This is a genomic window from Streptomyces sp. NBC_01571 (assembly GCF_026339875.1).
GTDB lineage: Bacteria > Actinomycetota > Actinomycetes > Streptomycetales > Streptomycetaceae > Streptomyces.
Map to the genome: position 1 here is coordinate 906,487 of NZ_JAPEPZ010000002.1, position 24,466 is coordinate 930,952.

A 24,466-nucleotide genomic window follows, 5' to 3' on the forward strand; every position below is an offset into this window, starting at 1 on the left:
ATCCTCTGGGAGGGGGCGGGGCTTACATCTTTCGTGTTCCCCGCCCCCTGGGCGCGTTGAGTGGGGCAATCGAGGGAGAGTAGGTACGCACCCACCCGAGTGCGCATACCACCCGGTACGCCGGTCGCCGCGTGGGCGATGACCTTGGCGTGGCGGTGCAGCCCCCTGATGTCACGGCTCGCCGGTTCAGTACGCGAGCTCCGCCACGGCCGTGGCCTCCACACGGGCTTCTTCCGGCGTCGCGCAGTCATGCAGCGCCATCAGGTACCGTTCGGCGTCGAGCGCTGCCGCACACCCGGAGCCTGCGGCAGTGATCGCCTGTCGATACTCATGGTCGACGACATCGCCGCAGGCGAACACGCCATCCATGTTGGTACGCGTTGAGCGTCCGTCGACTGCTATGTAGCCGGCGTGGTTCAGAGCTATCTGCCCCTCGACGAGGCCGACCTGGGGGTCATGGCCGATGGCGACGAACACACCGGAAACTGCCAGGGTGCTGTCCTCGTTGCTGGTCACCTCGCGCAGACGTACCCCGTCGACTTTCTCATCGCCGATGATGTCCAACACCTCACGGTTCCACAGGACGCGGATCTTCTCATTGCGCCGGACCCGGTCCTGCATGATTTTCGAGGCGCGGAATTTCTCGCGCCTGTGCACGATGGTCACCGAGCGGGCGAACCTGGTCAAGAAGGTGGCCTCCTCCAAGGCGGAGTCGCCGCCACCCACTACGACGATGTCCTTCTCACGGAAGAAGAACCCATCACACGTTGCGCACCAACTCACTCCCCGACCCGACAGACGCTTCTCGTTTTCCAACCCCAGTTCACGATAGCGAGATCCGGTGGCAAGGATCACCGATTTGGTGCGGTAGACCTGGCCGGTGCTGTCGACGAGTTCCTTACTCTGTCCCGTCAGACGTGCTTCCACGATGTCGTCGGTGACGAACTCCGTTCCGAAACGCTCAGCCTGCGAGCGGAGCTTGTCCATCAGATCCGGACCCAGCACTCCTTCCGGGAAACCTGGAAAATTCTCGACCTCGGTTGTGTTCATCAAGGCGCCACCAGCGGAAATGGCGCCTTCGAAGAGGAATGGCCGCAGTTCCGCCCGGGCGCAATAGAGCGCAGCCGTGTAGCCCGACGGGCCGGACCCGACGATGATTACGTTACGAAGGGTGTCATTCACTGTCCTGACCCCGTCTCACTAGGGAACATCGGGAAACCGTCAACTGCTTCTGACAGCCTTGCGAAGGACACCGATGGCTTCTCCATCGCAGTGGTCGCAGTGTGGCTGGCGCGGATCGGGCCGACCTCAGGAAATCGTGAATGATGCCGCTGTACCGGACACTCGTGGTGGCGACGCCGGCTTGCGTCAGGTGCCGCGCGCAGGCCCCGGCACCCAGCCATGGCCTTGACAGTCAGGTAGGGCCCATCGGCGAATGCGTTGCGGCGTTGCCCAGAATCAAGCCCCCCTGGTGTACGTGAGGAACGACGAGCAGGTCGGCGCCGCGACCGACCGGTTCGACGAGCTGGACGTACAGGTCGCCGACCTCGGCCGGCACTGCCGCCCACTCTCCCCCGGCCTCGGTCTCGTCCATGGGCGTCACCTGAACATCGTCCAGCACCCTGCGGGCACCCTCTGGGCCTGGCTCATGGAGGAAAGGCGGGCTCGACGTGGCGTCCGCGACGCCCTGCGTGTCAGGTTCAAGAACGGTTGTGCCCATGGATGACTTCTCCACCTTGTCCCGTCGGGCCAGGGTGCTCGGGGGAGCCGTTGCCCTCCCGCTTCCCAGCCTGACGCGCATGCCTACGTGGCGCACGTCGAGTGGTGGAGGTGGCATGCGCAGCAGTCAGCATCGTTCCGTCAGAACTGTTCCGCACCCAACCGCAGGCCGGTTCACGACACGCCTGTGCGGGACGATCACCTGCGCACGCTCGCGTGAGCCGAGCCGGCGTGTCCGGTGAGCGGGTTGCGGATGGACCGGGGCCGAGGCCGGGTCCAGACAATCGACCCGGCGGACGGCCGTGACCGGCGCCTCGCACAGCAGCGCGAGACCAGACACAGGACCGACTCGGCCAGCACAACTTCCCCGCCCCGTTCGCGCGCGGCTGACTCGCCGGCATCAGGAGCCGTGAGTGCACGGCAGTCGGCCAGCGCTATGGGAGGCTGCGGGTCAGGCCGCGCGCTGCCCGGGGTGCGTCCCGTACTGGAACAGAAGACCGTCAACGTCGGGTGTGTTCGGGACGTCGAACAGCCGTCGGCAGAATCGAAGGAAGCCTGGCCAGAGGTCTTCCGTGACCAGATCGTCAAGCGCTCGCTGCGCTGACCCCAGTCCACCCTCAAGCAGTCCCACGGCTTTGTCCATCGACGTTTTCCGCGTCATGCCCGACCTCCTCGTCCACCGCAGCCGGGCTCAGCGCACCGACCCCGGTGAACCTTCCCGGTCAGAGCACTGGCGAGCGGCGCGCAAGCCGGGCCCCGAACCGGGCCGACCCCGGGGCCCGGCTCATCACAGGTCGAACTCGACGGGCTCGACGCCGGTGAACTTCACCCCTCATGCCCTGCACGGCCGCCAATGCCTCCACTCTGGCGGTCCCGATGGCCGTCGTCAGTGTGGTGTTCGGTGTGATCCGAGTGCCCTGCGCAGCCGTCCAGAGCGGAGTGGGTCGACGGCTGCGCGCGGCTGGAAGAGCCCCGGGATGGACAGGACACCTCTCCGGATGGTGGCACGCCGGAGGGGGCGTCAATGCGCGACGCGGGCCGGCGACCCGCTCTGGACGGCTGGCCACGATCAGGAGCGCCCCGCTCGGTGCAGTGCGTAGCGGGGCAGCACGGCATCGTGACACGGGCTCGAACATCGGGGTGAGCTGGCGCGTCGTGAGGTTCGTTCGCCAGTACGCCGCGACCAGCAGAGCCCGGTCGGAAGACTCCACGCCCGGCCCTTGCGGACCGCGTCCGCACCCTGGCGCCGCAGAACTGTCACCAGCTTCCCGAAGGCGCGATTGGCGAACCGCTTCCGCGGCTGGAGCGCGAGCATCGGCCCGAGATGATCGATGATCCGGTCCGCCGCCGACTTGGGCACCCCGAACGGCTCAGCCCAGAGAACGGGCCTATCCAAGAAGGCATCGACGCAGTGATCACACCAGTCACTGCGTGATCATTCCACTGCTTCAGGTTCCCCCTGCTCGAACGCGATACGGCAGCGTTCCACCTGGTCGGCCACCTGGTCCATGAACCAGCGCATGACCTCGTAGGGGACAACGTGCTCGTCAGGACTGTAGACGCGGACCGTCGGCTGCAGAGTGGGGTCCTCGTCTGGGACGAGCGCTACCAAGAAGGCGGCGCCGGGCAAGTGGGTCACCGCGGCGTCGGGGTTCTCGGCCCCCATGGCCGACGCGGGCACAGCCTCACTCAACTCCACAGCCCACGCATCATCGGGCAAGGCGTAGTGGAACAGGACGGCGTAGTGACGTCCTGCATGTTCTCGCAGTTCCCATGACATGTCGGCAGGCTGCCACAACTGTCGTGCCGCAGGGTCGCGGGTATCCCCCGGCTCTCACATGGTTACATCCGGCCAGCCTTTGCGGGACAGCCCTTAGCTCCACATAGGACACGGTCTATTACTGCCGCCCGCAAGCGGCTCGACCGCCGCCAGCCGCTGCCCGCCGCCCAGCGCGGCCCGCGCCGCACCTGCAAACTGCTCCCGCGTCACAGACCTGGGTGCCACGTTCCGAACCGCCTCTCCGCCACGACAACCCGGGGACTTTACGGAAGCATCGAGGTCCAGGCGTGCAGGCGATTGGTTTGTTACACGCCGACTGGGGTCCCTGAACAGCGCGAGGGCGAACGGCGGGTAGCCATACCAGGCGGGAGCGGTCATTTTGCAGTTCCCGCGCATGCGAGGTCGAACGACAAGTTCGGCCTCGGCGTGAGCGAGCTGCGCCCGGTGCGAGAGCCAGACGGTATGACGGCTGGTGCTGGTCGTAGGCTGCGGTCATGACCGAGATCAACGATTCGACCCCCCAGGACGCCTTCCGGCTACTGCTGGCAGGTAACCAGCGCTTCGTCGCGGGTGCTCCTGAGCACCCGAACCAGGACGCCACCCGCCGCGCCGAGATCGCACCGGCCCAGCAGCCCTTCGCCGTGCTGTTCGGGTGCTCCGACTCCCGGCTGGCCGCCGAGATCATCTTCGACCGCGGCCTGGGCGACCTGTTCGTGGTGCGCACCGCAGGCCACGTCATGGGTGCGGAAGTGCTGGGCAGCATCGAGTACGGCGTGGACGTGCTGGGCTGCCCGCTGGTCGTGGTGCTCGGGCACGATTCGTGCGGTGCGGTCGGTGCGGCGTGCGCCGCGCTGGAGGATGGCATGGCGCCGGCGGGGTACATCCGGGACGTTGTGGAGCGGGTGACTCCCAGCGTGCTGGCGGCGCGGGCCGCCGGACGGGTTGAACCGGAGGAGATCCTCGCCGAGCACATAAGGCACACCGTCGACCTGATGCTGGACCGTTCCCGGGTGCTTGCCGACAAGGTCGCTGCCGGGCAGGCCGCCGTGGCGGGGCTGTGCTACCGCCTGGCTGACGGCAGTGCGCAGCTCGTCGCGTCCCGCGGCCTCGATGCGGCGGTGCCCACCGCGTCCTGACCGCCCCGGCGTGGCTGCTCAGCGTGAGTTGGCGGCCGTCGGAGGACACCCGTATACGCGGACACCGCTTACCACCGCGCCGACCGGGCGTGCAGCATCGCCCCCCGCGGCCGACTGGCTCTGGCCGCGGGCTGCGAGGTGTGGCGGGGATGGGGGACGGTCGTCACCCATGACTGGTGGTGGCACGAAGCTGTGCCCGGCCTGCCGGTCTGGTGGGCGCTCAGTCGACTCCGTCACGAATCCACCTGGCACCCGTGTCTGGGAGCAGGGAGGGGACAGGGCCGGTGCTGGTCACGCCGTGAGACGGGGCCCTGCGGCGCGGCGGAGCCGGTTGGCGACCGCCAATCCCAGCCCCTCCTCCGCTGGCAAGGACGCGAGGATGAGCTCGCACCCTTGCTGGTCGAGTTCGCGCAGAAACCCGTACAGGCCGCGCGCGTAGGCGGCCGGCGACCCGGGCAACGTCACCACGGCGTGCGCCTTCACCGGAGCGTCGGCGAAGGCAGGAGGGAGCAAGACGCCCACCTGGTGTCCCAGCTCTTGCGCAAGCTCCGCTTCGGCCACGACCTTGTCCGGCTCGACGAGGACGACGCGCGCACGCGGCGCATAGTGGGACGGATGCTGCCCCGGCACTCGAACGCCGCTCGTCGAGTGGACCGCGAGCGGGCACCCCAGCACCGCTTCGAGATCCTCGCGCGTCACTCCGCCGGGCCGCAGGATGCTCGGGATCTCGTCCGTGGCGTCGACGATCGTGGACTCGACGCCGACCTCGCAAGGTCCGCCGTCCAGCACGAAGTCGACGGCATCACCGAGCTCGGCACCGACGTGGTGCGCTGTCGTGGGGCTGACCTGGCCGAAGCGGTTGGCGGACGGGGCCGTGACACCACCGCCGAAGGCCGCCAGCAGCGCGAGCGCGACGGGGTGGTCGGGCACGCGCACAGCCACTGTCTCAAGGCCACCCGTCGCTTTGAGGGGTACCCGGCGACCGCGCCGCAGGACCAGCGTGAGAGGCCCCGGCCAGAAGCGTTCGGCCAACAGGCGCGCGGTCGCCGACACATCCTCGACCCAGTCGTCCAGGAGCTCCGCGCCGCCAAGGTGGACGATCAGCGGGTGGGAGGTCGGACGCCCCTTGACCTGGAAGATACGCGCAACCGCGGCGGGATCCTCGGCGTTCGCTCCGAGACCGTAGACGGTCTCGGTCGGGAAGGCCACCAGCCCTCCGGTGCGCAGCACACCAGCCGCCTTCTCGATGTCATTGCTTCCTGCTGTCACCCTCGAGTCCTCTCACTGGTCTTCCTCTCACTGCTCCGCTCTCCCACGGCCGACGAGCAGCGTCGTCCCGCCCGTCCGGCTCCACCGAGGGAGCCTTGCCGATGCCGGGTCCCGGCGCCGCGCCGTGGGTCGGCACCGCGAGCCCGGACGCACGAAAGCCGTCACGGCAGCGCCGGTGAGCACTGCCAGGTCGGCCCGGTTCAGCGTGGAACCCGGGGCCCTACCCCGGCTGGTCGGTCACCGCCAGCATCGCCGGGATGATGCTCCCGGGCGATCAGGGCCTCACATACCCAACGACCCAGCAACTCCAGCGTTCCGAGTACCCCGATCTCTTTCTGGAGCGCCGCCAAGATCATCTGCTGAACGCTAGTAGCTGTGCTACGGGTCCCAAAGGCGGCAGCACAAAGAAGGGCTGCCGGCAGGCTACGGACACCGCGTTCCGTCCGGCCTTGCGTGCCGCCGGCCCGCGCCTCGTGGACGGGCGGCGCCAGCACCGGCGGCTTGCACACCCCGCGCACCGCGGTCACGGAGGCCCTCCCCGCACTGCATCCGCTTGAACTCGCCTGGACCTGCCACCAGAGCGACATCCCAGACTGTCTGCAGACTGCCGCGGCCGCCATCGCGCCGGAGGACGACCAGCCGCTGTGCTGCAGGTGCTCACCGACGACGAACTCGACCGCCACCCCGACCCAGGCAGCATTCTGCAGTCCTGGCGCGACGCACACGAAAACGACGGCTTGTGGTAGTCGGGGAACGTCTACCGCGCCGTACTCAACTCCCGCCACCGCACGCTGCATCACCTGCGCCAGCTCCCCGCGGACGACGTCCTCACGCACAAACCCCAGCGATGCTCTGCAGCACCTGCTCGCGCAGTGCGGGAACCGGCCGGAACGCTGGATCGCCCTGAGTGAGCCCTCGACAGCGGGCCGGGCACGCCCTCGACAGGCAGGATCCGCACCGGGTCACCAGCGCTGCTCATCGGCGGGCCGCTCCCGGCCGCTTCAAGCGGAGGCCTCACCGGCCAGGGTCAGCCGGCCGGTACACGACGGAACCGCTGAGCATTGCGAGGGAACCGGTGGTCAGCTGCGCTCGGTCCATTCTTTGAGGACAGCCACCAGAGCCTGCACGTTCGTGTGCCCGGACGACACCTGTTCGGCAACGTCGGCGGCTCCCTTGGCGAGGATCCGTGCAAGCAGACCGCTGGCATGCAGGTAGCCGACCGCGACCGCTGCGCCGAAGAGCTCGTTCCTGTGCTCAAGGCCAGCGGCAGTTCCAGGGCCAGGACTGTCTCGCCGGCCCCAGCGGCGCCGGTGACGATCAGGCGCAGCGGATGGGTGCTGCGGTAGTAGGCGATGCGGTAGTAGGCGACGATGTCTGGCAGTGTCGCCGGGTTGGGGCCGTCGGTGGTCAGGCGGGGTCGTGTTCCCGGTCGTGGTGTAGCCGATCACAGTCCGTCGCTTCCGCTTTGGAGCCGTCCGGTACGTGCCGCTGCCAGCCGTCGTGCGATCATCGCTGGTCCCGGCCCGGCGAGCCTCAACAGGGCCTCCGGCGGGGGTGATTCGGGCCGCGACCTGGGGATTCCGTCAGCTTGATCGGCTACACCACTCGGCGGGACGCCATCTCAGGCGGCCGGGGCTGAGGCCGGGCGGGCCGCGGCCGGGTGCAGGACGTAGGCGAGGTTGATGCGCCGGTTGTCGTCGCCGAGCAGTTGCCGCCACACCGCGCTCTCGCCGGTCTCGACCTGCTTGGCCAGTGTCGCGGCCCAACCTCGGGCGAGCTCTGCGTCGTTGCCCTCGACCGGCTTACCCAACGCCGCGACCGCGAGCACGATCCCCACCACAACTAGAGGAATCCCAGGATGGTCACGGTGTCGGCCGGCTCCAGGCCCCCGCGGATAATCGCACGCACCGCGTACACGGCACTCACGACGACTGCCAGAGCGCACAGGGCGCCGATCATCCGCCACCTACGCCAGCTCGACGAAGACGGCGCGGAGGAGTAGAGCCCTCAACCAGGTCAGGCCGATCAGCCTTGTAGAGAGCGTGTCCATTCCTGCGCCTGTCGGGGGCCGGCCGTCCGTCGCGAACGCCTCAGCTCCACGTCCCGCAGCGGCCTTGAGTCGTGTCAGTCGAGGGTGTGGCTGCGGCCGGTCTGCAGGATCTCGTCGGAGAGCTCGGGTTCGACGTGGTGTACGGCGCGGGCGGGCATCAGCGCGCCGACCCTTTCGCTGAGCAGGCGGATGGCCTTGTGGCGGGCGTCGGCCGGGTCGAGCTCGTTCGTGGCCCTTCTCGTCGGCTTCGCGCAGGAACTCGGCGGCGAAGCCGGTGAGGTAGCCCTCGACGCCTTCGGGCGTACGCGCTCTGCACGGCTTCGCCGTGCCGTCCGGCGTCGGTGACCAGGGAGGCGGAGGGACAGCCGCCGTCCGGGGCGTCACGGTGCGCGGTGGACAGGTACCCGGCCACGACCCGTTCCAGCGGAGAGCCGGCCTGGTCCGGACCGTCCTCGATCGTCCGGGCCAGGGCCTCGAGCGAGGCGGCGTAGGCGGCGGCAGGGCCGTCCTCTCATATCGCTCTCGACTTGACATTTTTAATGATGCCTCTCATCATAGCAGAAATTGCAATGATGCCCATCATTAATAGTTCGTGGAAAGGGAGCGTCATGCGCGCCATCACCTACGGCCGGCACGGAGAAGCCGGGCAGGTACTGCGCCTGAGCGAGCAGCCGGCCCCTGCTGCGCCCGCGGCCGGGCAGGTGCGGGTGCGGGTGCTGTCCCGGCCGATCCACCCCGGCGACCTGGCGGGAGTGGAGGGCCCTGCGGGTGGGCCGCGGCAGCGGTTCGCCACGCCACGGATTCCCGGCGTGGAGGGAATGGGCGTCATCGAGACCGTCGGCGAGGGCGTGCAGGACCTGCGGCCCGGTCGGCGGGTGGCGTTCTTCCCGGTGCCGGGCGCGTGGAGCGAACTCGTCACGGCGCCGGCCGATCTTGTGGTGCCGGTGCCCGACGACCTCAGCGACGAGAGGGCGGCTTTGATGCTGGTCAACCCGCTGACCCTGCTCTCCTTGCTGCGGGCGGTCGAGGACGCCCAGCACGGCCAGCCCGGTCCGGTGGTGCAGACGGCCGCCGGTTCGTCGGTGGGAAAGCTGGTCAGCGCCGCCGCACTCAAGCACGGCATCCCGCTGGTCAACCTGGTACGCAGCGCCACCGGGGCGCAGACCCTGCGGCAGCGCTTCCCCGGCCTGCCGACCATCTCGACGGCCGACGCGGACTGGCGCACTCAGGTCCAGGACGCGACCGGCGGCCGGGGCGTCCAGGTCGTACTGGACGCGGTGGGCGGATCCCTGACCGGTGACCTGGCCGGACTGCTCGCCGACGGCGGCACGCTGATCACCTACGGAGGGCTCGGTTCCGGCAGCACGCCGCTGGAGTCGCTCGCGCTGACCCCGCGGGCCCTGACCGTGCGGGGCACGTCCGTCTTCCACTGGATGGCCGCCCGCACGCCTGAGGAACGGGCCGAGGACGTCGCCTTCGCCGCCCGTCTGGCCACGACCGCCCCGGAACTCTTCGAGGTCGCCGCCGGCTACGACCTCGCCGACTTCGCGAAGGCCATCGACCATGTCCGCCGCCCCGGCAAGAGCGGAACCGTCCTGCTCACCAGCCCCACACCCTGAACCCCACGAAGGGCACCGCCATGAAGATCGGAACCCTCGGCGCCGGAACCGTCGCCCAGGCCATCGCCCGCCACGCCGTGGCCCACGGCCACCAGGTCGTACTGAGCAACAGCCGCGGCCCCGCCTCCCTGGCCGGCCTCACAGACGAACTCGGACCGCTCGCCCACGCCGGCACCCCGGAGGAAGCCGCCGCGGCGGAACTCGTCGTGCTCGCAGTCGGCTGGCCCCAGATCACGGACGCGGTGGCCGGCCTGCCACCCTTCGACGGGCGCATCGTCATCGACGCCACCAACCAGTTCGCCTCACCGCCGCCGCCCATGAAGATCGTCGACCTGGGCGAGCTGACCGGCAGCGAACATGTCGCCTCACTGCTGCCCGGAGCCCGCGTCGTCAAGGCGTTCAACACCCTCTACGGCCAGTACATCGCCGCCGACCCGCACCACCAGGCCGGACGCCAGGTGCTGTTCCTCGCCGGTGACGACGCCGACGCCAAGACCACCGTCAAGGACCTCACCGCCGCCTTCGGCTTCGCCCCCGTCGACCTCGGCTCCTTGCGCGAGGGCGGACGCCTCATGCAGCTCGGTGGCCCGCTCTCCGGCCTCCACGCCCTCAAACAGGACTGAGCCGGGCCCTCGCCCATTTCTTCGCTCTCCTCCTCATCACCCCTCAGCACAAGGAAGTCGCTCATGACCACCACCCAGCCCCTGCTGCAGCCCGTCCGCCTCGGCGCCCTGGAGCTCGCCAACAGCGTCGTCATGGCCCCCATGACCCGCGCCCGCGCCCAGAACGCCGAGCTGGCCCCCACCGACCTGCACGCGACCTACTACGCGCAGCGCGCCGGCGCCGGCCTGATCGTCACCGAGGGAACCTGGGTCAACCGCGACGCGATCGGTTTCATCCACGCGCCCGGCATCTACACCGACACCCAGACCGCCGGCTGGGCGAAGGTCACCGAAGCCGTCCACGAGGCCGGCGGACGGATCGTCTCCCAGCTCGGCCACCTCGGCGCGGCCTCCCACCCCGACCACCTCGGCGGCCGCCTGCCCGCCGGACCCTCGGCCATCAACCCCGACGAGAAGTCCTTCACCCCCTCCGGCCCCAAGGACACCGTCACCCCGCGCGCCTACACCACCGCCGAGATCGCCGCCACCATCGCCGACTACCGCCAAGCCGCCGAGAACGCCCGCCGCGCCGGCTTCGACGGCGTGGAAATCCACGCCCAGCAGTCCCACCTGATCCCGCAGTTCCTCAACCCCCGTCTCAACCAGCGCACCGACGCCTACGGAGGCAGCAGCGAGAAGCGGGCCCAGTTCCTCCTCGACATCCTCGACGCCGTCAGCGACGTGTGGGGCAGCGACCGCGTCAGCGTGAAGATGTCCCCGACCTGGGACAACGGAGGCACGTTCACCGCGGACGAGGAGACACTCGCCGACTACGACCAGCTGTTCAAGAAGCTCAACGACAGCAACCTGGCCTACCTGCACCTCCTGGGCACACCCGGCACCATCGAGGAGCGCGTCGCCCTCTTCTCCCGCTACCGCGCCCACTACCAGGGCAACATCGTCGCCAACCTCGGCTTCACCCAGGCCCTCGGCAACGAGATCCTCGACCACGGAATCGTCAACGCGGTCTCCTTCGCCGAACCCTTCATCGCCAACCCCGACCTGGTCGAGCGCTTCACGCAGGGCCACCCGCTGGCCGACGGCAACAGGGACACCTACTACGCCGGTCACAGCGAGGGCTACACCGACTACCCCACCTTCACCGCCAACTGAGCAAAGAACATCTCCGCGAGCAGCAACATCCGAGGGATGATCGCAAACGTCGAAGTAGAGAACCTCGAAGACGCGGTCCCTCCTACAGCCTCGGCAGCGGCGCGGTGAGCTTGATCATCGTGTGGGTGAGCCGTTTCTGACCCAAACGCCCGGAGGGTCGCCACCATTGGTGGCGGCCCTCCGGGGCCTTGCAGATGCCATGCCCGCGGGATCTGACCTGCTGGCGGATGGTCTTCCTTGCCAGAGATCAGACAGCGAGGTCGACCGTTCCGCCGACCCCGGTCTCGCAGAACAGGGCGCCGTCGTGGCGTACGCCGACCCTCGAACCGAAATCGATGACCCGTCGGTTCCGCTCGTACGTGGACGAGCCTGCGGACCTGTCCTGGTTCGCAGACGACAGTCTCCTCCACACGGAATGGAACGCGCACATCGTCCTCATCGCCAGGGGACCAGGCGCTGATCGTGGACTGGGGGTGGGCCTCCACCGGGGCCGCGTGGATCGACCCGGCGCTGTGGCTGCTGTGGCTGCTTGCGCACGGCCACACCGACCAGGCCGAGCGGGCGGCCGCCACGCACCCGGCATGGCGCCGCGCGCCAGCGAAGGCCTTCGGGTCCTCGCCCACGTTCACCGTCGCCTGTGGGACTCCACCGCCGACGAAAGCGCGGGCGACTGGGCAACACCGATACAGGAACCGGCCCGCGCCTGGGACAAGCACCGTAGGCAGCGAATCCGCCCACCCACCGTTCAGGAACCCCCGCCTACAGCGGGGGTTCCTGCGTACCTCCTCCGGCCGCCGCGGCGCCCCGGTGTAACGCCCAGCGCAGTCACTGCCTCCGTGCAGTCACGGCCTCCACATGGCATCGAGACCTTGACGCTGGGGGGGCCGCTGCAGTCCAGGAGGATTTCGTTCGTGACAACAGCGGCAGTACGTGACCAACGCTCGGCCTGCGACCGCCCGCTCCAAGTCGACGCGCCAATAGAGAACTTGGCCGTTCCAAACCCGCAACTGGGATATTTCACAGGTGGTCCACGAAACGGCCGGCGCGCACCTAGCCGTTCACCCGGAACGCCTCCGCCGGTCGGGCGGAGATCACTCTCGCTGGCGATCCTCCTCCTTATGACGATCACTTCCCGCATCGCCCGGCTCCACCCCACCGCCGCCGCGATCGCCCTGGCCGCCTCTGCGTCGCTGTTCGCCACTACGACCCCCGCGCAGGCCGCCTCCAATGCGGTTCCCACGTACGAAGTGAAGATCAACCTCACGACTGCGGCGCTGGACTCCTCGCACAACCCGCTCGCCGCCGTGAAGTCCGCCTTCGGAATCAGTGGTTCCGCCAAGGCCCGTTCCTACGAATACTTCGACACCAGCGCGCTGGGACTGAACGGCCAGGGCTGGGACGTCCGGCTCCGTCACAAGAGCGGCTCGTCGTTCGAGGAGAGCTACAAGAAACGCTTCCCGGTCACCGGCGGCGACATCAACGCAGCGCTGAGCACCGCCAACACCGCCGGCTTCAGCAGCAACGACACCAACTACGATGCAGAGGTCGACTGGGGCTACTCCAAGCAGACCTTGAGCTTCAGCAACGAGAAGTCGCACAGTGCCTCGGGCTACTCCGGCACAGCCCTGCCGAGCGTGAGTACCGGCCTGGGCTGGGTCGTCGGCGACATCCCCGGCAAGCTGGAGGACTGGAGCTCCTCGAACTGGGGCAAGACCACGCTGCAGGCGTCCCGGGTGCACGGCCCGGTCACCTCGCAGGCGTGGGGCGGTGCGTGGGAGGTCTCGGATGATGCGAGCATCGAGGTGCTGCCGGTCGTCGGCGCGAGCGGTTCGGGCACCGAGTACATCGTCGAGGTGTCTTTCAAGACAGACAGCTACAGCGACGCCACAAAGCTTCACACCGACGCCGTGGACGTCGCGGAAAGCCACGGCTGGCTGTACCACGGCGACATCCTCAAGACCCAGGTGATCCTGGACCGTTACTGACCACATCGCGCGGCCGGTCCAGGCGCCAAGGGGCCGGTACAGGGGGCTGCAAGCGGACTCGCGGACGGTGGACAGGCGGTGACCGGCTCTTCGGAGGCCGGTCACCGCGACCAGCTACCGGACAACTGGGCAGAACAGGCTTACGCCGAGACATCCTCGACCCGGACCTGGTCGGCCTTGTCGAGGCGCAACGGCTCCTGGACACGGCACGTCGCTTCGGGGTGGAGCGGTTCGTCCACGTGAACTCGTCCAGCTGCGCGGCCTACCTGAGTCCAGGACCCGGTGGGTCGCGCAGGGTTCGTAGCCCCACTGCATCACCACGCTCCACAGGGCTTGTCCGTAGCCGTGGCCGCGGTAAGTCAGCGCCAGCGGTCCCTGAGGTCACCGCACCATCGACTTCAACGTCCCGATCGAGGCGGCAGGATGGTCCGAAGTGCGCCACCTGCCGGATTCGGGAGCGCCCCACGCCCGAGGGCTGCCGGGGCAGCCTCTCGCGCCCCCGCCGATTCCACGGGATACTGGCAAGCCTTTACTGGGGGGTAGCGGGATGAGACATGTGCCTTTCTTCCGTTGGGTGTTGACACTGGGGTTCGTCCTCTGCGCATGTGCGGTGGGGCTGTATGCCGCCGGTTCGGCCCTGCCTGAAGCGCGGCAGATCGACTTGACTGTGCTCGACGAGAAGTCCGACGGGTCCTGCAGGGTTCGTTGGATCGACCCCTATGAGAAGCGGACGAGGGAAGCGTCCTACCACTGCGATCCCGGCCGGTCCGACCTCCTCAAGGCGCCGCAGTACGACAGCCGCGGCCACGGCTGGGAGACTGGGTTCATGCTCACCGAGGGGCCGCAGCGAGGGAATCTTGAGGACCTCGCCACCGAACACGACCCCGTCTCTGCGGACATCCTCCTGCTGCTCGGGACACCGCTCATCGCCCTCGGGCTGCTCGGTGGGAACCTCCGAGCCCTGCCCCGGATCCTCGGGGTGCAGAAAGGGCTCATCCACCGTGCGAACAAGCTCGTGGCAACCGCGACGTCGGCCGTCGAGGACTACGAACGGGCTGTCGCGGCCGTAGAGGAAGCGGGACGCCACGACGTCCTTCCCGACGGGGCCGACAGCGGCTCCAACTCCCAGCTGATCACGGCACTCTGGGTACTACGGGAGGCTGGACCGCAAGCACGGAAGACGGCGGCTTTCGGCCGGAATCTCACGGACCAGCTTCACCAACTGCTGAACGACGCGGCCCCCGCCACCGGATTGCGGAGCATGCTGCAGGCCGGCCCGGCAGCCCGCCGCAAAGCAGCCCAGGCAGTTGCCGAATTGCGCCTGCACTTGTCCGTCGCAGAGCGCAACGGCCTGCCCGAGCGTTTCACACAGACCTCCGTCGACCTGCTTCGGGGACAGGACGCCGACCTGGCCGCCCTCGCGGCCGCGACGGACTTCGCAGGAGACCCTGCCGCGTACAGACACTTGCTGACCCAGCTGACGCGGCCCGGGGGCCTTCACACGGAACGCCCGCCGCGTCCCGGTCACTGCAACCGGGCTGCTCCGTAGAGTCGGCTCCCGGTTCAGGCCGGCCTGCGACTGCGTGGGTGGCGCCGCTTTCACCACGCGGCTGGTCGTCGTCGGGGGTGAGGACCTCCAGGTCGAGACGTCCATACGTATCCCTGATCCCTGACGCGGCGTGCATAGGTTACAAACGCCCGCTCGGGGGCGTCCTGCTCGTCCTCGGTGACGTCGTCCTGGCCGTCGCCCTTGGCCGCTTCGAGGAGCGTGACGAGCTGCCGGTGCCGATTCCGCCACAACTCCCGGTCCACCAGGGAAGTACTGACCGGATCGGAGGGCGGCGCGCAGCGGACACACGCGTCGAGGACCGCCGTCACGGCTTCCCAGTCCGGGGGCCTGACGAAATCGCCCTGCAGGAGCCGGTGGACGCTCGACCTGCTGAGGCCCCGGCGCCGACCGCCGGGTTGCGAGCGATCGTCCGCTCCAGCTCCGCGACGCTGGGTGTACCCGCTGCCCGGTGCACCTCCCGGAGCCAGACGGCGAACCGCTTGCGTGCCTCGTCTCCCCGCTGCAACGCCGCCCCATCCCCCAGTGTCCCAAAACCTCCCGGGACGCCCCGCGTTCCGACACCAAGCCTAGGCCGCGGCCTGCGGCAACAAGGCCGGTATCCCGATTCAGCCCGGCTTCCGCCACCGGCCGCCCGGGCAGCGGAATGTGCTCCCGTCACCGACAAACGAACGCAGCACACCATGGGATCGACGCGGTGTCACTGGCCTACGCCGAGGCCAACAAAGGCCACCTGTTCTTCCGCAAGCACATCGCCTGGAGCAGCGAGAGCGAGTACCGACCGGTCGTGCTGAACCAATCCGTCGACAGACACTGATCGACTGGGCCGTGGTCACCACAGAACCGAGCAGCTAGCCCAGGCAGTCGACGAGGAGTTCGTCGTCCGTCAGCGGCCGGCCGTCCACGGTGAACATCAGCAGATGGCTTATCAGGTCGTCCGCCGTCCGTGCCCCGACCGCCGTGGGGAGGCGGGTGGACGCCGCGGCCGCGTCCCACACCCCTCCGTCCAGAGCGGGCTCGAGCGTCTCACGGAGGAAGGAGTTGATTGAACACTCCTGGTGCGGCGCTGACGCCGGTTCGGCGCGGCCGCCTGAGCCGGCCGCGAGCAAGCCGGCATTATGAAGGCCCGCACGACCAGCGTGCGCGCACGAGTTCACCAACGAGGTGAACGCCCTCTTCAGTGATGACGCCTCCGACGCCGGAGGGGAAGACGATGACCCGTGCGTCGGGTGTCGGTGAAGGACGCCCAGTGCGGTTGGTGCCCACCTGATCTCGATATTCCAATGCTGCTATACAGAACGAATGGCACAGTGCCAGGCATGGTGACTTCCCCACTTCTGCGACAGCTCGCCCGCACTCGCCGCTTCACCCTCGGCGCACCCGGCCGTTTCACCGTGGCACCGGACGGTTCCTGTGTCCTGTTCCTGCGGAGCCGGGCCGGGGACGATCCGGTCGGGTGCCTGTGGAGGCTGGACCTGGCAACCGGCGCGGAGCGGCTGCTGGCTGACCCCGCCGTGCTGCTCGGCGACGCGGCCGATGAGGTGCCGGAGGAGGAGCGCATCCGGCGCGAGCGCGCCCGCCAGCAGGCCGCCGGGATCACCGACTACGCTACCGACACGGCCGCTCAGGTGGCCACGTTCGCCCTCTCTGGGCAGCTGTGGGTGGCGGATACAGGCTCCGACGCCGTCCGGCATCTGCCTGCCCGGCAGCCGGTGGTGGACCCGCGCCCGTCCCCGGACGGCCGGTACATCGCCTACGTCTCCGGCGGCGCGCTCCGGGTGATCGGCGCCGACGGCAGTGGCGACCGAGTGGTGGCCGCGCCCGAGCCGGCGGAAGGTCCGGACGTCTTCTTCGGCCTGCCGGAGCATGTGGCGAGCGAGTCGATGGGCCGTTACCGGGCGTACTGGTGGGCACCGGACGGGGAGCAGCTGCTGACCACCCGGGTGGACAACCGGGATGTCAGGCTGTGGTACATCGCCGATCCGGCCGATCCCGCCAAGCCGCCGCGCACGATGCGCTACCCGCAGGTCGGTACCGCCAACGCCGAGGTCACGCTCTGGATCTCCGACCTGGCGGGCAACCGCACCGAGGTCCACTGGGACCGGGCCGGCTTCGAGTACCTCCCCGCGGCCGGCTGGGACGGGCACGGTCCGTTCGCCGCCGTGCTCAGCCGCGACCAGCGCACGCTCCAGGTACTGGCCGTCGACCCGGCAGACGGGAGGACCAGCCTCCTGGCCGAGCGGCACGATGAGAGCTGGGTGGAGCTGTTGGTGCCCGGAGTGCCCGCGCGGACAGGTACGGGCCTGCTCGTCGACTACCTCGACCGGGACGAGACCCGGCACCTGAGCATTGACGGCACTCCGGTCACGCCGGACGGCCTGCAGCTGCACGAGGTACTCGCGGTGGACGGCGAGACGGTGCTTTTCACGGCGGCCGCAGAACCCACCGAGCGCCATGTGTGGAGGTACCGTCCGGGCCAGGGAATAAGCCGGTTGACCGAGCAGCCGGGCGTACACTCCGGCGCATTTCGCGGCGACACGTTTGTGCACACCACGCGCACGCTGGATCTGCCGGGCTCGTACACCACCGTGCACCACCTGACCGGGGACGACCGACCGGAACCGGATGGCGTCGCGCCCGTCGAGATCAGTTCGCTGGCCCAACGACCGCTGCTGCAACTGCGTGTCGAATCCGCCGCGGTCGGGCCACGTGAACTGCGCACACACCTCTTCCTGCCGTCCTGGCATCGGGCCGGTGATGCCCCGCTGCCGGTGCTGGTCGACCCCTACGGTGGCCCCGCGATGCAGAAGGTGATGGCCGAACAGACCGCTCACACCCTTGTCTCTCAGTGGTTTGCCGAACAGGGCTTCGCGGTGCTGGTGACGGACGGCGCCGGCACGCCCGGACGCGGGCCACGCTGGGAGAAGGAGATCTTCGGTGACCTGATCGGCCCGACCCTGGACGACCAGGTTGCCGCGCTGCACGCGACGGCCGAGCGCCACCCGGAGCTGGACCTCGGCCGGGTCGGCATCCGCGGCTGGTCGTTCGGCGGGATGCTGGCCGCCGCCGCGGTGCTGCGCCGGCCCGACGCCTTCCACGCCGCGGTGGCCGGCGCCCCGCTCACCGACCAGCGGCTCTACGACGCCTGCTGGAAAGAGCGCTTCCTCGGTCTGCCCGACCAATACCCGGAGCATTATGAGCTGTCTTCGCTGCTTGCCGACGCTCCGAAGCTCAGCCGTCCGCTGCTGCTGATGCACGGGCTGGCGGACGACAACGTCTTCGTGGCCAGTACGCTGCAGCTCTCCAGCGCTCTGCTGGCCGCTGGGAAGCCGCACGAGGTGCTGCCACTGAGCGGGATGACACATGGCACACCGACCAACGACACGTTCGCCCGGCTACTGGGGCACCAACTGGAATTCCTCCAGCGGCACCTGGTCGGCTCACCCGCCACGGTGCCCTGCTAAAGCGCATACCGACAACGCCGAGCCGACCAGGACTCCCGCCGCCTCGCCCTCTGCTGAGCGCGGTCACGCCGAGCCAGCTCCAAAATCTCGACCGCCACTTCGTGAGGCAGCGCGGGAGGGTTCTCGAAGCTGCTCTGTTCGCCGTCGGCGTTGTTGAACGCTGGGCTGATGACGGAATCACCGCCAACGCCGTGATGCCCGGCAACGACGCCGCCACCCGACGACGACGCAGGGTTCGTCGAGCACTGGTGCGTGCAGGTGGGCACGCGGGCTGTGTCGGGGAGTCCGCTGCTCGGGCCGGCTGGGCTGTGCCTGGGCCATACCGCTCGACGCTTCGGGCATCTCAGCGATGCGGCTCGTGGCCCGGCGGAGTCGCTGGCGGCGCGGGCCAAGGCGGACGCGTCGGATGTGAACGGTCGGGCCCTCGACGGCTATGACGATATCCGCTTCCTTCACCTGTGGCGACGTCGCCTATCGCCGCTGCTGTTGCAGGTCGGGCGCAGACGTACGAAGCGTGCGGGTGGGCCGACCTTTGGCACCAGACCGACCGCATCGTGAGCGCCTGGGTCGAAGAGGCCACTGCCGCCGGTGAGGGCAGCTCGCTCCAGAGCATGCTCCGCACTGGGGGCTGTCCGATGGGTCATGTGACGCTCCGGCTGGGGACTCGTTCTGTGGGACATGGGGCGGAGGGGATCTCTCGGATGAAGAGTGGGCTCGGCTGGAGCCGCACTTACCGGCGAACCGCGGCCGGGGTGGACGGTGGCTGCTCAGAAGGGGCGCGGATGACCGATGACTTTTCGCATCGGTCCCTGTCTGCAGTACGACGACCCGCACGAGCGAGCCAGGGAGCACAAAGTGACCGCAGAACAGACGACGGCCGAGCGTTTCTCCTACACCTTGGAACGGACGTTGGAAGCTCCGGTGGCGAAAGTCTGGAGTGCCTGGACGACCGCGGAGTCCTACGCGCAGTGGTCCTATGCCGCTCCCGGGTCCGTCAAGATGGACGTACGGCCGGGCGGGGCATGGAAGGCAACGATTGTCACCCCGGACGGCGGCCAGTTCCCGCTGACCGGCTCCTACTCCGAGGTCGATGAGTATCAGCGTCTGGTGATCGGCATGGACGTACCGGGGAAGAACGAGCCGGCAGTCATGACCGTCGAACTCGTCGAGCGGAGTGCTCACCAGACACGCGTCGTGGTGAGCCAGACCTGCGACACCCCCGACGAACGCGACCTCGCCGAGCAGGGCACCACCATGCTCCTGGACAGCTTGACTGCCTTCCTGAAGACCGCGGCCTGACGCACCGCGCCGCCCGCGCTGTGATCGGCGGGCAGGGACCGCTCACTCACGCGCGCGTAGCGCGACGACGCGTGGGTGCCCGCAGCCAACCGGCTGCGGGCACCAGAGGGGACGGGGAGGGGGCGCGGGGGTCCCTTTCGCCGGTAAGTCCCCGTGGATGATGCCGTCGGACGAGCACACAAGGTCGGCCAGTTCGGGCGGCTGTACCTGGGCACTCACGCGACCTGGGCCGACGCGCCGAAATACAGGTGTGCCCCTCCGAGAGGTCTGCCGCGCTACGGATTGGCCGGGTGTACGGGTTGGCCACGGTGGCAGGCGACTGAGGGCCGTCGAGAGAGCGCCCCTGGTGAGTGTCGGTGGCTGGCTCCGCGCCTGGCGTGGCACGGCACGCGACTGCCGCATCTAATCCAGGTCCTGGTCGCGAAGTAGTCGGCGGCTGAGGTCGTCGGCCCACTCCTGGGCCCAGGCCATCAGATCGTCGATCAGTTCGGGAGTCGCGCCGTATGCCTCGAGTTCCGCGTCATCGATCCAGGCGACAGCGGTCAGCCGGGTCTGGAGAGATTCCAGGTCGAATCGCTCGCGGGCATGGCGACGGCCGAATTCCTCAAGGTCGGTCGTAGGCCCTCGGCGCGAGGCGGCGAAAACGTCCAAAGCATCACGGGCCACGCCGCGTTCGGCCAGCGCTCGGACCTTGGTGCCGATCACGTCTTCCTCCGCGAGCACGGGCCCGTAGGCGCAGGAGGCGGCCGGCCGGGTGAATACTTCCTTCAGGACGTTCACCTCGCACGTCTCCTGGGTTCCGGCGCGGGGGTCGGTGACGTTGAGGCGCGCGGAGAGTGGGGCGACTTCGATCACCTGAGGCTGCCAGCCGCGTTCGGTGAGCCCTTCGGTGAGGCTGCGGACGATCTCGCCCATCGGGGCAGGGTTCTCGGTGGCAACGTCGAGATCCTGGCTTGAGCGTGCGATCAGTTCGTGGGCCTGAACGGCGTAGCCGCCGGTGAGCACCAGAGGGTAGGGGGAGCCGATGGCCGAGTCCACACTGATCACCGGCTGGCCGTCGGCCATGTGTTCTTTGGCCTGCTCGTTGATGTAGCGGAACTGGGCGTCGCGGTCCGGGTGTTGCTTGCGAGAACTGCACCGAGGAGGAACTGGACCAGATGGTCTCGGTGCTCGGGCCGCTGACCTTGGACGTCAGATGGGACTGTGCCTGGCGCGGCCTGCCCGAGTTCAAGGACTGCGGCGTGCAACTCTGCCTGAACGGCGTCTGGACGGAGCAGATCGCCGAGCCGTCCCCCGACGAGTTCGGCGTCTGGATCTCCCTCGGCCCCCGCGTCGCCCGGACGCCCGAGGGCCAGAACTGGATCCACGAGTCCGGACTCTCCCTGGGCAAACCCCAGCAAGGCTGGTGATGACGAGCGTGCTGCTGCGCGACAGCCTTGGCGACTGGACCGACTTCGATGTCGCGGGGTACCGGCTCGGCGAATTCCTCGGGGTGATCCCGCCGGAGCGAAGTTTCGACTCCGTGAAGGGCTTCTTCTGGATCGACGGATTCCCGCTCGGCATCATGCTGGACGAAATGCTGGAGAGCATGGTGAAGGCGGGGTTCCTGGAGAAGAACGACGACCTGCAGTACCGGTGGAATCCCGCCCAGCCCGACATCGGCCAGCCACTGGACGAGGAGCCCCTGCCGCCCTTGACGTGATCCCACGACGACAGCCGACCCGCGGCGGACGGCCGACGCAGCCGGTCGGCTGTCGTTGGTCCACATCCGAGCATTACACGCGCGCGGTTCGGACGTTCGGCGCCGCGCGGGCAGCCTGACCCCTGCTCTGGCCACGACTCCTCCCTTCGGCGGACCGGACAGCGAGCCCGAGGACAACTGCACCGAGGCGTAACCGGACCGGATGGATCCGCACGGCCGGCTCGACCTGGAGGCCGAAGCCGGTGCGATGCGAACTCTCCACGGTGAGCAGGTAGTACAACCCGGTGGCATCCCCTGACGACGACACGGACGGTCGCGCTGCTGGTTCGCATAGTCGATCACGTCATGCCGGGCACGCTGACTGGCCCCAGATCTCACGGGTAGTCACGGACGGTTACAGGCTGCATGGCCCCCCCGTCTGACGTCGGTCGATCGGCGAGTGCCTGAACGAGTCCGAAGCCGGGCGGGCGGTCCGGATCCGATGAGGCGGTCTGGGTGGGACATCTCTTCGTCGATCCCGGCTTCGCCGTGCTCGGGGCGCAGACGGAGGTAGAGCAGCCTAGCTGGCCGTCCGGGAAGGGGCTCGGACCTGGTGCGCCCAGTGCACGGCCAGCGCGGTCTTGCCGATGGCGGAGAAACCAGAGTGTTCGGCGTCCCTTGCGCCCACGCGGGCGCAAGCAACGAGTGAAGGCGGTCGAGTTCGCGGACAGCCTTGGTGAACGAGCTGGTCGAAGCGGCAGACGACAAGCAGCTGGGCAAGACCATCGCCCGCTACGGGCGCGTCGACCTTCTCGAAATCGATGAGCTCGGCTATCGCGAACTGGACCGCCGCGGCGCAGAAATGCTCTTCCAGGTTCTCACGGAGCGTGAGGAGAAGAGCAGTATTGCGATCGCCTCCACCGAGGCATTCACCGGCTGGAGCCGGACCTTCACCGATCCACGGCTCTGCGCGGCGATCGTGGACCGGCTCACCTTCAACGCCACCCTCATCGAGACCGGCATCGAGTCCTACCGCCTGGCCCGCTCCAAAGCCAGGGCGGAGCACAAGGGCAGGCAGTAGTGGCGCACCCGATCAGCTTCGCCAGCTGACGCCATGGGACGATCTTCGCCGAGATGAGCAGGCAGAGGGGGCGGAGATGCAGTACATCGTGCACAAGGACCCGGTCGGTCGGGCCGAGAGCAACTACATCGCCCAGGCCGATCTGACCCCCTTCGACCTCGACGGGCAGATCGAGCAGCTGTGGCTCCAGCCCGAAGAGGACGGCACATACGCGGTCGCTTGCCTCCCCTTCATGACCTACGGCCTCGCTCTTGCAGACCGGGTCCGTCTGTCACCAGAAGCTCGCGTGGTCGAAGTTGCCCAGGCGAGCGGACACCGCGTCCTGCGCACACTGCTCAGGCTGAGCACGGACGCTGCACGACTTGGCCGCAGCATCAGCCTCATCAAGAACTCGATCAAGGAGTCCGGGCTGCTCAGCGAATGGCACGGAGAGCACTTCGTCGCCGTCGACGTACCTCCCGGCACCGACATGAGCCCGTTGTTCGCCCTGCTGCAACGGGAAGTCGACGAGGCCGGCGCCTTCTGGGAATGGACCGACGCCATGCCGTTCTCAACCACGCGGAGCTGACTACGCCGCGGCTGGTCCCGACGCAAGCCAATTCCCGGGGCCACTTCAGGACGTCGGGAAGCTACACAACCTTCACCAACTGGGGCCGCTCGGAGCCAACATGCCGGGGCCGATGAACGACGTAACAGCCACGGCAGTGTGCCGCCGATCAAAGTGGCTGCGGCGGCGGCCAGCGTCCGCTTGAGGAATGCGCGGCGGGCGGCGGACTGCTGTGACTCCATTGTCAACGCCTTGCTCCTTTGCGAGATGTGTGTGGGTTGCCCTGGGAAAGAGGCCAGTCGTACCGGGCAGCCTGCGGATACCGAGAAGGCGGCTTCGTGGCGACGATGTGTCATGCATGCCGCGCCTCCGTCCGGAGGGAGACCAGTGTCAGCGGTCATGCAATTCCCCAGGATCTCCATGATCAGCGTCACGTAATTCCCCACCTGGGCTGGGGCCGTGACGGGCCGCCCGACGGCTGAGTGTGCGGCTGGTCCGGTCGGTCAAGGGCGCCTTCGGCGGCGCTACGCGCTGGCCTCTCGGCCACCCTGGACAGCCTGAACGAAGGTCTGGCTATCGGGCGGCCCGGGAACCTCTGGCACCCTGGGATCCCGACGCACGGTCACCGTCCCCCTGGCCCATTACGTGACGTTCCGGGTTGGGCATTGGCTGACCGTCGACACCACGGCGCTGAGCGCGGCGTTCGGTTGGTTCTGCCGGCGACGAACGGCCGCTGAGGGAACTCCTGTTGCGTGGGTGTGTGTGGTCCCGCCGGGGCGGAGGGCTGAGGGCCGTAAGGTCGGTGGTACGGGGTGGTCATCCCTCTCGGATGGCGTGCAGACCGGTCAGCGGCCCTCCGTCCACTTGCATGAGGCGACCCATCACCAGCGGACCGAGGTCGACGGGAGCGAATCCGAAGCCCTCGACGACGGAGCGGAAGATGCTCTTGGCGTCCTGGTCGTCGCCGGCGTAGAAGAGGATCCGGCGGCCGGCTTCGGTGACGGGGTCCGCTGCGACGTAGCGGCCGTACATGTTGTCGAAGGCCTTGATGACATGTGCCCCGGGGATCAGCGAGGCGACCAGTTCACTCCCACCGATGTCGAGGTGCTCTGCGACAAACGAGGGGGTGAGCTTGATCCACTGGTTCGTTGCGTCGATGACGATCCGCCCCTCCCTGGCCGGCAGGTGGCGCACCGCCTCGCGGACCTTCGACCAGGGGACCGCGAGGACGACGATGTCCGCGGCACCGGCCTCGGCCACACTGCCGGCCGAGGCGCGAGGACCGAAGGCGGCCACGACGTCACCCAGCGTCTCGGGGCCGCGGCTGTTGCTGAAAATCACGTCATGTCCGGCCTTCACGACGTGACCGGCGATGGCGCGGGACAGCGTTCCCGCACCGATCATCCCGAACTTCATCGGTGTGCTCCTTCACTGCTGTGGGCTCGCACGATCGGCCGCCCTCCGGGCGATGACCGCGGCGATGGTGCCTGCGTA

19 protein-coding genes and 3 pseudogenes are annotated in these 24,466 nt (G+C 68.5%); 12 read left to right on the forward strand and 10 right to left on the reverse strand.

The genetic code is table 11. The annotated features are described in order from the left end of the window. Nucleotides 1-186: 186 nt before the first annotated feature. The 4 genes and pseudogenes from trxB to OHB41_RS47265 all read right to left on the reverse strand — a co-directional run bounded on the left by trxB (nucleotide 187) and on the right by OHB41_RS47265 (nucleotide 3,499). Nucleotides 187-1,182, reverse strand: a complete 996-nt coding sequence (gene trxB / locus OHB41_RS47245) for a thioredoxin-disulfide reductase (protein WP_266708091.1) — start codon at nucleotides 1,180-1,182, stop codon at nucleotides 187-189. 232 nt (nucleotides 1,183-1,414) lie between these two features. Beyond that, a complete protein-coding gene (locus OHB41_RS47250; RefSeq protein ID WP_266708093.1) occupies nucleotides 1,415-1,594 on the reverse strand; it encodes a hypothetical protein in 180 nt (59 codons plus the stop codon). 1,255 nt (nucleotides 1,595-2,849) lie between these two features. Beyond that, a pseudogene (locus tag OHB41_RS52845) lies at nucleotides 2,850-3,147 on the reverse strand (hypothetical protein); the annotation flags it as partial. A 7-nt stretch (nucleotides 3,148-3,154) separates the two neighbouring features. Beyond that, nucleotides 3,155-3,499, reverse strand: a complete 345-nt coding sequence (locus OHB41_RS47265) for a hypothetical protein (protein ID WP_266708095.1) — start codon at nucleotides 3,497-3,499, stop codon at nucleotides 3,155-3,157. A gap of 494 nt (nucleotides 3,500-3,993) precedes the next feature. On the opposite strand from OHB41_RS47265, the gene OHB41_RS47270 reads away from it, so the two are divergent. After that, nucleotides 3,994-4,635: a carbonic anhydrase gene (locus tag OHB41_RS47270; protein ID WP_323138597.1), complete on the forward strand. Its 642-nt coding sequence runs from the start codon at nucleotides 3,994-3,996 to the stop codon at nucleotides 4,633-4,635. 291 nt (nucleotides 4,636-4,926) lie between these two features. Here OHB41_RS47270 and OHB41_RS47275 read toward each other — a convergent pair whose 3' ends face one another. Further along, entirely contained in the window at nucleotides 4,927-5,904 is a 978-nt protein-coding gene (locus OHB41_RS47275; protein WP_266708097.1) for an L-threonylcarbamoyladenylate synthase, read from the reverse strand. A gap of 1,621 nt (nucleotides 5,905-7,525) precedes the next feature. Beyond that, nucleotides 7,526-7,741: a hypothetical protein gene (locus tag OHB41_RS47280; RefSeq protein ID WP_266708099.1), complete on the reverse strand. Its 216-nt coding sequence runs from the start codon at nucleotides 7,739-7,741 to the stop codon at nucleotides 7,526-7,528. 821 nt (nucleotides 7,742-8,562) lie between these two features. On the opposite strand from OHB41_RS47280, the gene OHB41_RS47285 reads away from it, so the two are divergent. The 5 genes from OHB41_RS47285 to OHB41_RS47305 all read left to right on the forward strand — a co-directional run bounded on the left by OHB41_RS47285 (nucleotide 8,563) and on the right by OHB41_RS47305 (nucleotide 14,882). Next, nucleotides 8,563-9,573: an alcohol dehydrogenase catalytic domain-containing protein gene (locus OHB41_RS47285; RefSeq protein WP_266708101.1), complete on the forward strand. Its 1,011-nt coding sequence runs from the start codon at nucleotides 8,563-8,565 to the stop codon at nucleotides 9,571-9,573. 20 nt (nucleotides 9,574-9,593) lie between these two features. Beyond that, a complete protein-coding gene (locus OHB41_RS47290) occupies nucleotides 9,594-10,196 on the forward strand; it encodes an NADPH-dependent F420 reductase (RefSeq protein WP_323138598.1) in 603 nt (200 codons plus the stop codon). A gap of 63 nt (nucleotides 10,197-10,259) precedes the next feature. After that, nucleotides 10,260-11,348, forward strand: a complete 1,089-nt coding sequence (locus tag OHB41_RS47295) for an alkene reductase (protein ID WP_266708103.1) — start codon at nucleotides 10,260-10,262, stop codon at nucleotides 11,346-11,348. 1,118 nt (nucleotides 11,349-12,466) lie between these two features. Next, nucleotides 12,467-13,333, forward strand: a complete 867-nt coding sequence (locus OHB41_RS47300) for a hypothetical protein (RefSeq protein WP_266708105.1) — start codon at nucleotides 12,467-12,469, stop codon at nucleotides 13,331-13,333. Between the two features lie 610 nt (nucleotides 13,334-13,943). Beyond that, on the forward strand, nucleotides 13,944-14,882 hold the full coding sequence (locus OHB41_RS47305) for a hypothetical protein (RefSeq protein WP_266708107.1): 939 nt from the start codon (nucleotides 13,944-13,946) through the stop codon (nucleotides 14,880-14,882). An 869-nt stretch (nucleotides 14,883-15,751) separates the two neighbouring features. Here OHB41_RS47305 and OHB41_RS47310 read toward each other — a convergent pair. Next, entirely contained in the window at nucleotides 15,752-16,009 is a 258-nt protein-coding gene (locus OHB41_RS47310; protein WP_266708109.1) for a hypothetical protein, read from the reverse strand. 210 nt (nucleotides 16,010-16,219) lie between these two features. On the opposite strand from OHB41_RS47310, the gene OHB41_RS47315 reads away from it, so the two are divergent. Both OHB41_RS47315 and OHB41_RS47320 read left to right on the forward strand, forming a co-directional pair. Further along, nucleotides 16,220-18,364 carry a S9 family peptidase gene (locus tag OHB41_RS47315; protein WP_266708111.1) on the forward strand — a complete coding sequence of 715 codons (2,145 nt, stop codon included), beginning with the start codon at nucleotides 16,220-16,222 and terminating at the stop codon, nucleotides 18,362-18,364. Nucleotides 18,365-19,219: 855 nt separating this feature from the next. Then, nucleotides 19,220-19,663: an SRPBCC family protein gene (locus tag OHB41_RS47320; protein WP_266708113.1), complete on the forward strand. Its 444-nt coding sequence runs from the start codon at nucleotides 19,220-19,222 to the stop codon at nucleotides 19,661-19,663. Between the two features lie 402 nt (nucleotides 19,664-20,065). Here OHB41_RS47320 and OHB41_RS47325 read toward each other — a convergent pair whose 3' ends face one another. Further along, complete coding sequence (locus OHB41_RS47325; RefSeq protein ID WP_266708397.1) at nucleotides 20,066-20,710, reverse strand: nucleotidyl transferase AbiEii/AbiGii toxin family protein; 645 nt, start codon at nucleotides 20,708-20,710, stop codon at nucleotides 20,066-20,068. Next, nucleotides 20,693-20,785, reverse strand: a pseudogene (locus tag OHB41_RS47330) (ISAzo13-like element transposase-related protein); the annotation flags it as partial. The pseudogene OHB41_RS47330 and the gene OHB41_RS47325, both read right to left, overlap by 18 nt. A 35-nt stretch (nucleotides 20,786-20,820) precedes the next feature. Here OHB41_RS47330 and OHB41_RS47335 point away from each other — a divergent pair. The 4 genes and pseudogenes from OHB41_RS47335 (at nucleotide 20,821) to OHB41_RS47350 (ending at nucleotide 22,993) form a co-directional block, all read left to right on the forward strand. Continuing rightward, complete coding sequence (locus tag OHB41_RS47335) at nucleotides 20,821-21,072, forward strand: hypothetical protein (protein ID WP_266708115.1); 252 nt, start codon at nucleotides 20,821-20,823, stop codon at nucleotides 21,070-21,072. Next, nucleotides 21,072-21,365, forward strand: a complete 294-nt coding sequence (locus OHB41_RS47340) for a hypothetical protein (RefSeq protein ID WP_266708117.1) — start codon at nucleotides 21,072-21,074, stop codon at nucleotides 21,363-21,365. The genes OHB41_RS47335 and OHB41_RS47340 overlap by 1 nt, the downstream gene beginning before the upstream one ends. 706 nt (nucleotides 21,366-22,071) lie before the next feature. After that, a pseudogene (locus OHB41_RS47345) lies at nucleotides 22,072-22,425 on the forward strand (ATP-binding protein); the annotation flags it as partial. Nucleotides 22,426-22,501: 76 nt separating this feature from the next. Then, a complete protein-coding gene (locus OHB41_RS47350) occupies nucleotides 22,502-22,993 on the forward strand; it encodes a DUF4265 domain-containing protein (protein ID WP_266708119.1) in 492 nt (163 codons plus the stop codon). Nucleotides 22,994-23,788: 795 nt separating this feature from the next. Here OHB41_RS47350 and OHB41_RS47355 read toward each other — a convergent pair. After that, nucleotides 23,789-24,388, reverse strand: coding sequence for an NADPH-dependent F420 reductase (locus OHB41_RS47355; protein WP_266708121.1), 600 nt, complete (start codon nucleotides 24,386-24,388; stop codon nucleotides 23,789-23,791). Nucleotides 24,389-24,466: the final 78 nt, after the last annotated feature.

What these genes read in the sequence shown, in the direction of transcription:
- OHB41_RS47340 (WP_266708117.1), top strand. Translation starts at nt 21,072, where the DNA reads ATGACGAGCGTGCTGCTGCGCGACAGCCTTGGCGACTGGACCGACTTC.
- OHB41_RS47355 (WP_266708121.1), bottom strand. Translation starts at nt 24,388, where the DNA reads ATGAAGTTCGGGATGATCGGTGCGGGAACGCTGTCCCGCGCCATCGCC.
- OHB41_RS47300 (WP_266708105.1), top strand. Translation starts at nt 12,467, where the DNA reads ATGACGATCACTTCCCGCATCGCCCGGCTCCACCCCACCGCCGCCGCG.
- OHB41_RS47265 (WP_266708095.1), bottom strand. Translation starts at nt 3,499, where the DNA reads ATGTCATGGGAACTGCGAGAACATGCAGGACGTCACTACGCCGTCCTG.
- OHB41_RS47350 (WP_266708119.1), top strand. Translation starts at nt 22,502, where the DNA reads ATGCAGTACATCGTGCACAAGGACCCGGTCGGTCGGGCCGAGAGCAAC.
- OHB41_RS47335 (WP_266708115.1), top strand. Translation starts at nt 20,821, where the DNA reads ATGGTCTCGGTGCTCGGGCCGCTGACCTTGGACGTCAGATGGGACTGT.
- OHB41_RS47290 (WP_323138598.1), top strand. Translation starts at nt 9,594, where the DNA reads ATGAAGATCGGAACCCTCGGCGCCGGAACCGTCGCCCAGGCCATCGCC.
- OHB41_RS47295 (WP_266708103.1), top strand. Translation starts at nt 10,260, where the DNA reads ATGACCACCACCCAGCCCCTGCTGCAGCCCGTCCGCCTCGGCGCCCTG.
- OHB41_RS47285 (WP_266708101.1), top strand. Translation starts at nt 8,563, where the DNA reads ATGCGCGCCATCACCTACGGCCGGCACGGAGAAGCCGGGCAGGTACTG.
- OHB41_RS47270 (WP_323138597.1), top strand. Translation starts at nt 3,994, where the DNA reads ATGACCGAGATCAACGATTCGACCCCCCAGGACGCCTTCCGGCTACTG.
- OHB41_RS47250 (WP_266708093.1), bottom strand. Translation starts at nt 1,594, where the DNA reads ATGGACGAGACCGAGGCCGGGGGAGAGTGGGCGGCAGTGCCGGCCGAG.
- OHB41_RS47315 (WP_266708111.1), top strand. Translation starts at nt 16,220, where the DNA reads ATGGTGACTTCCCCACTTCTGCGACAGCTCGCCCGCACTCGCCGCTTC.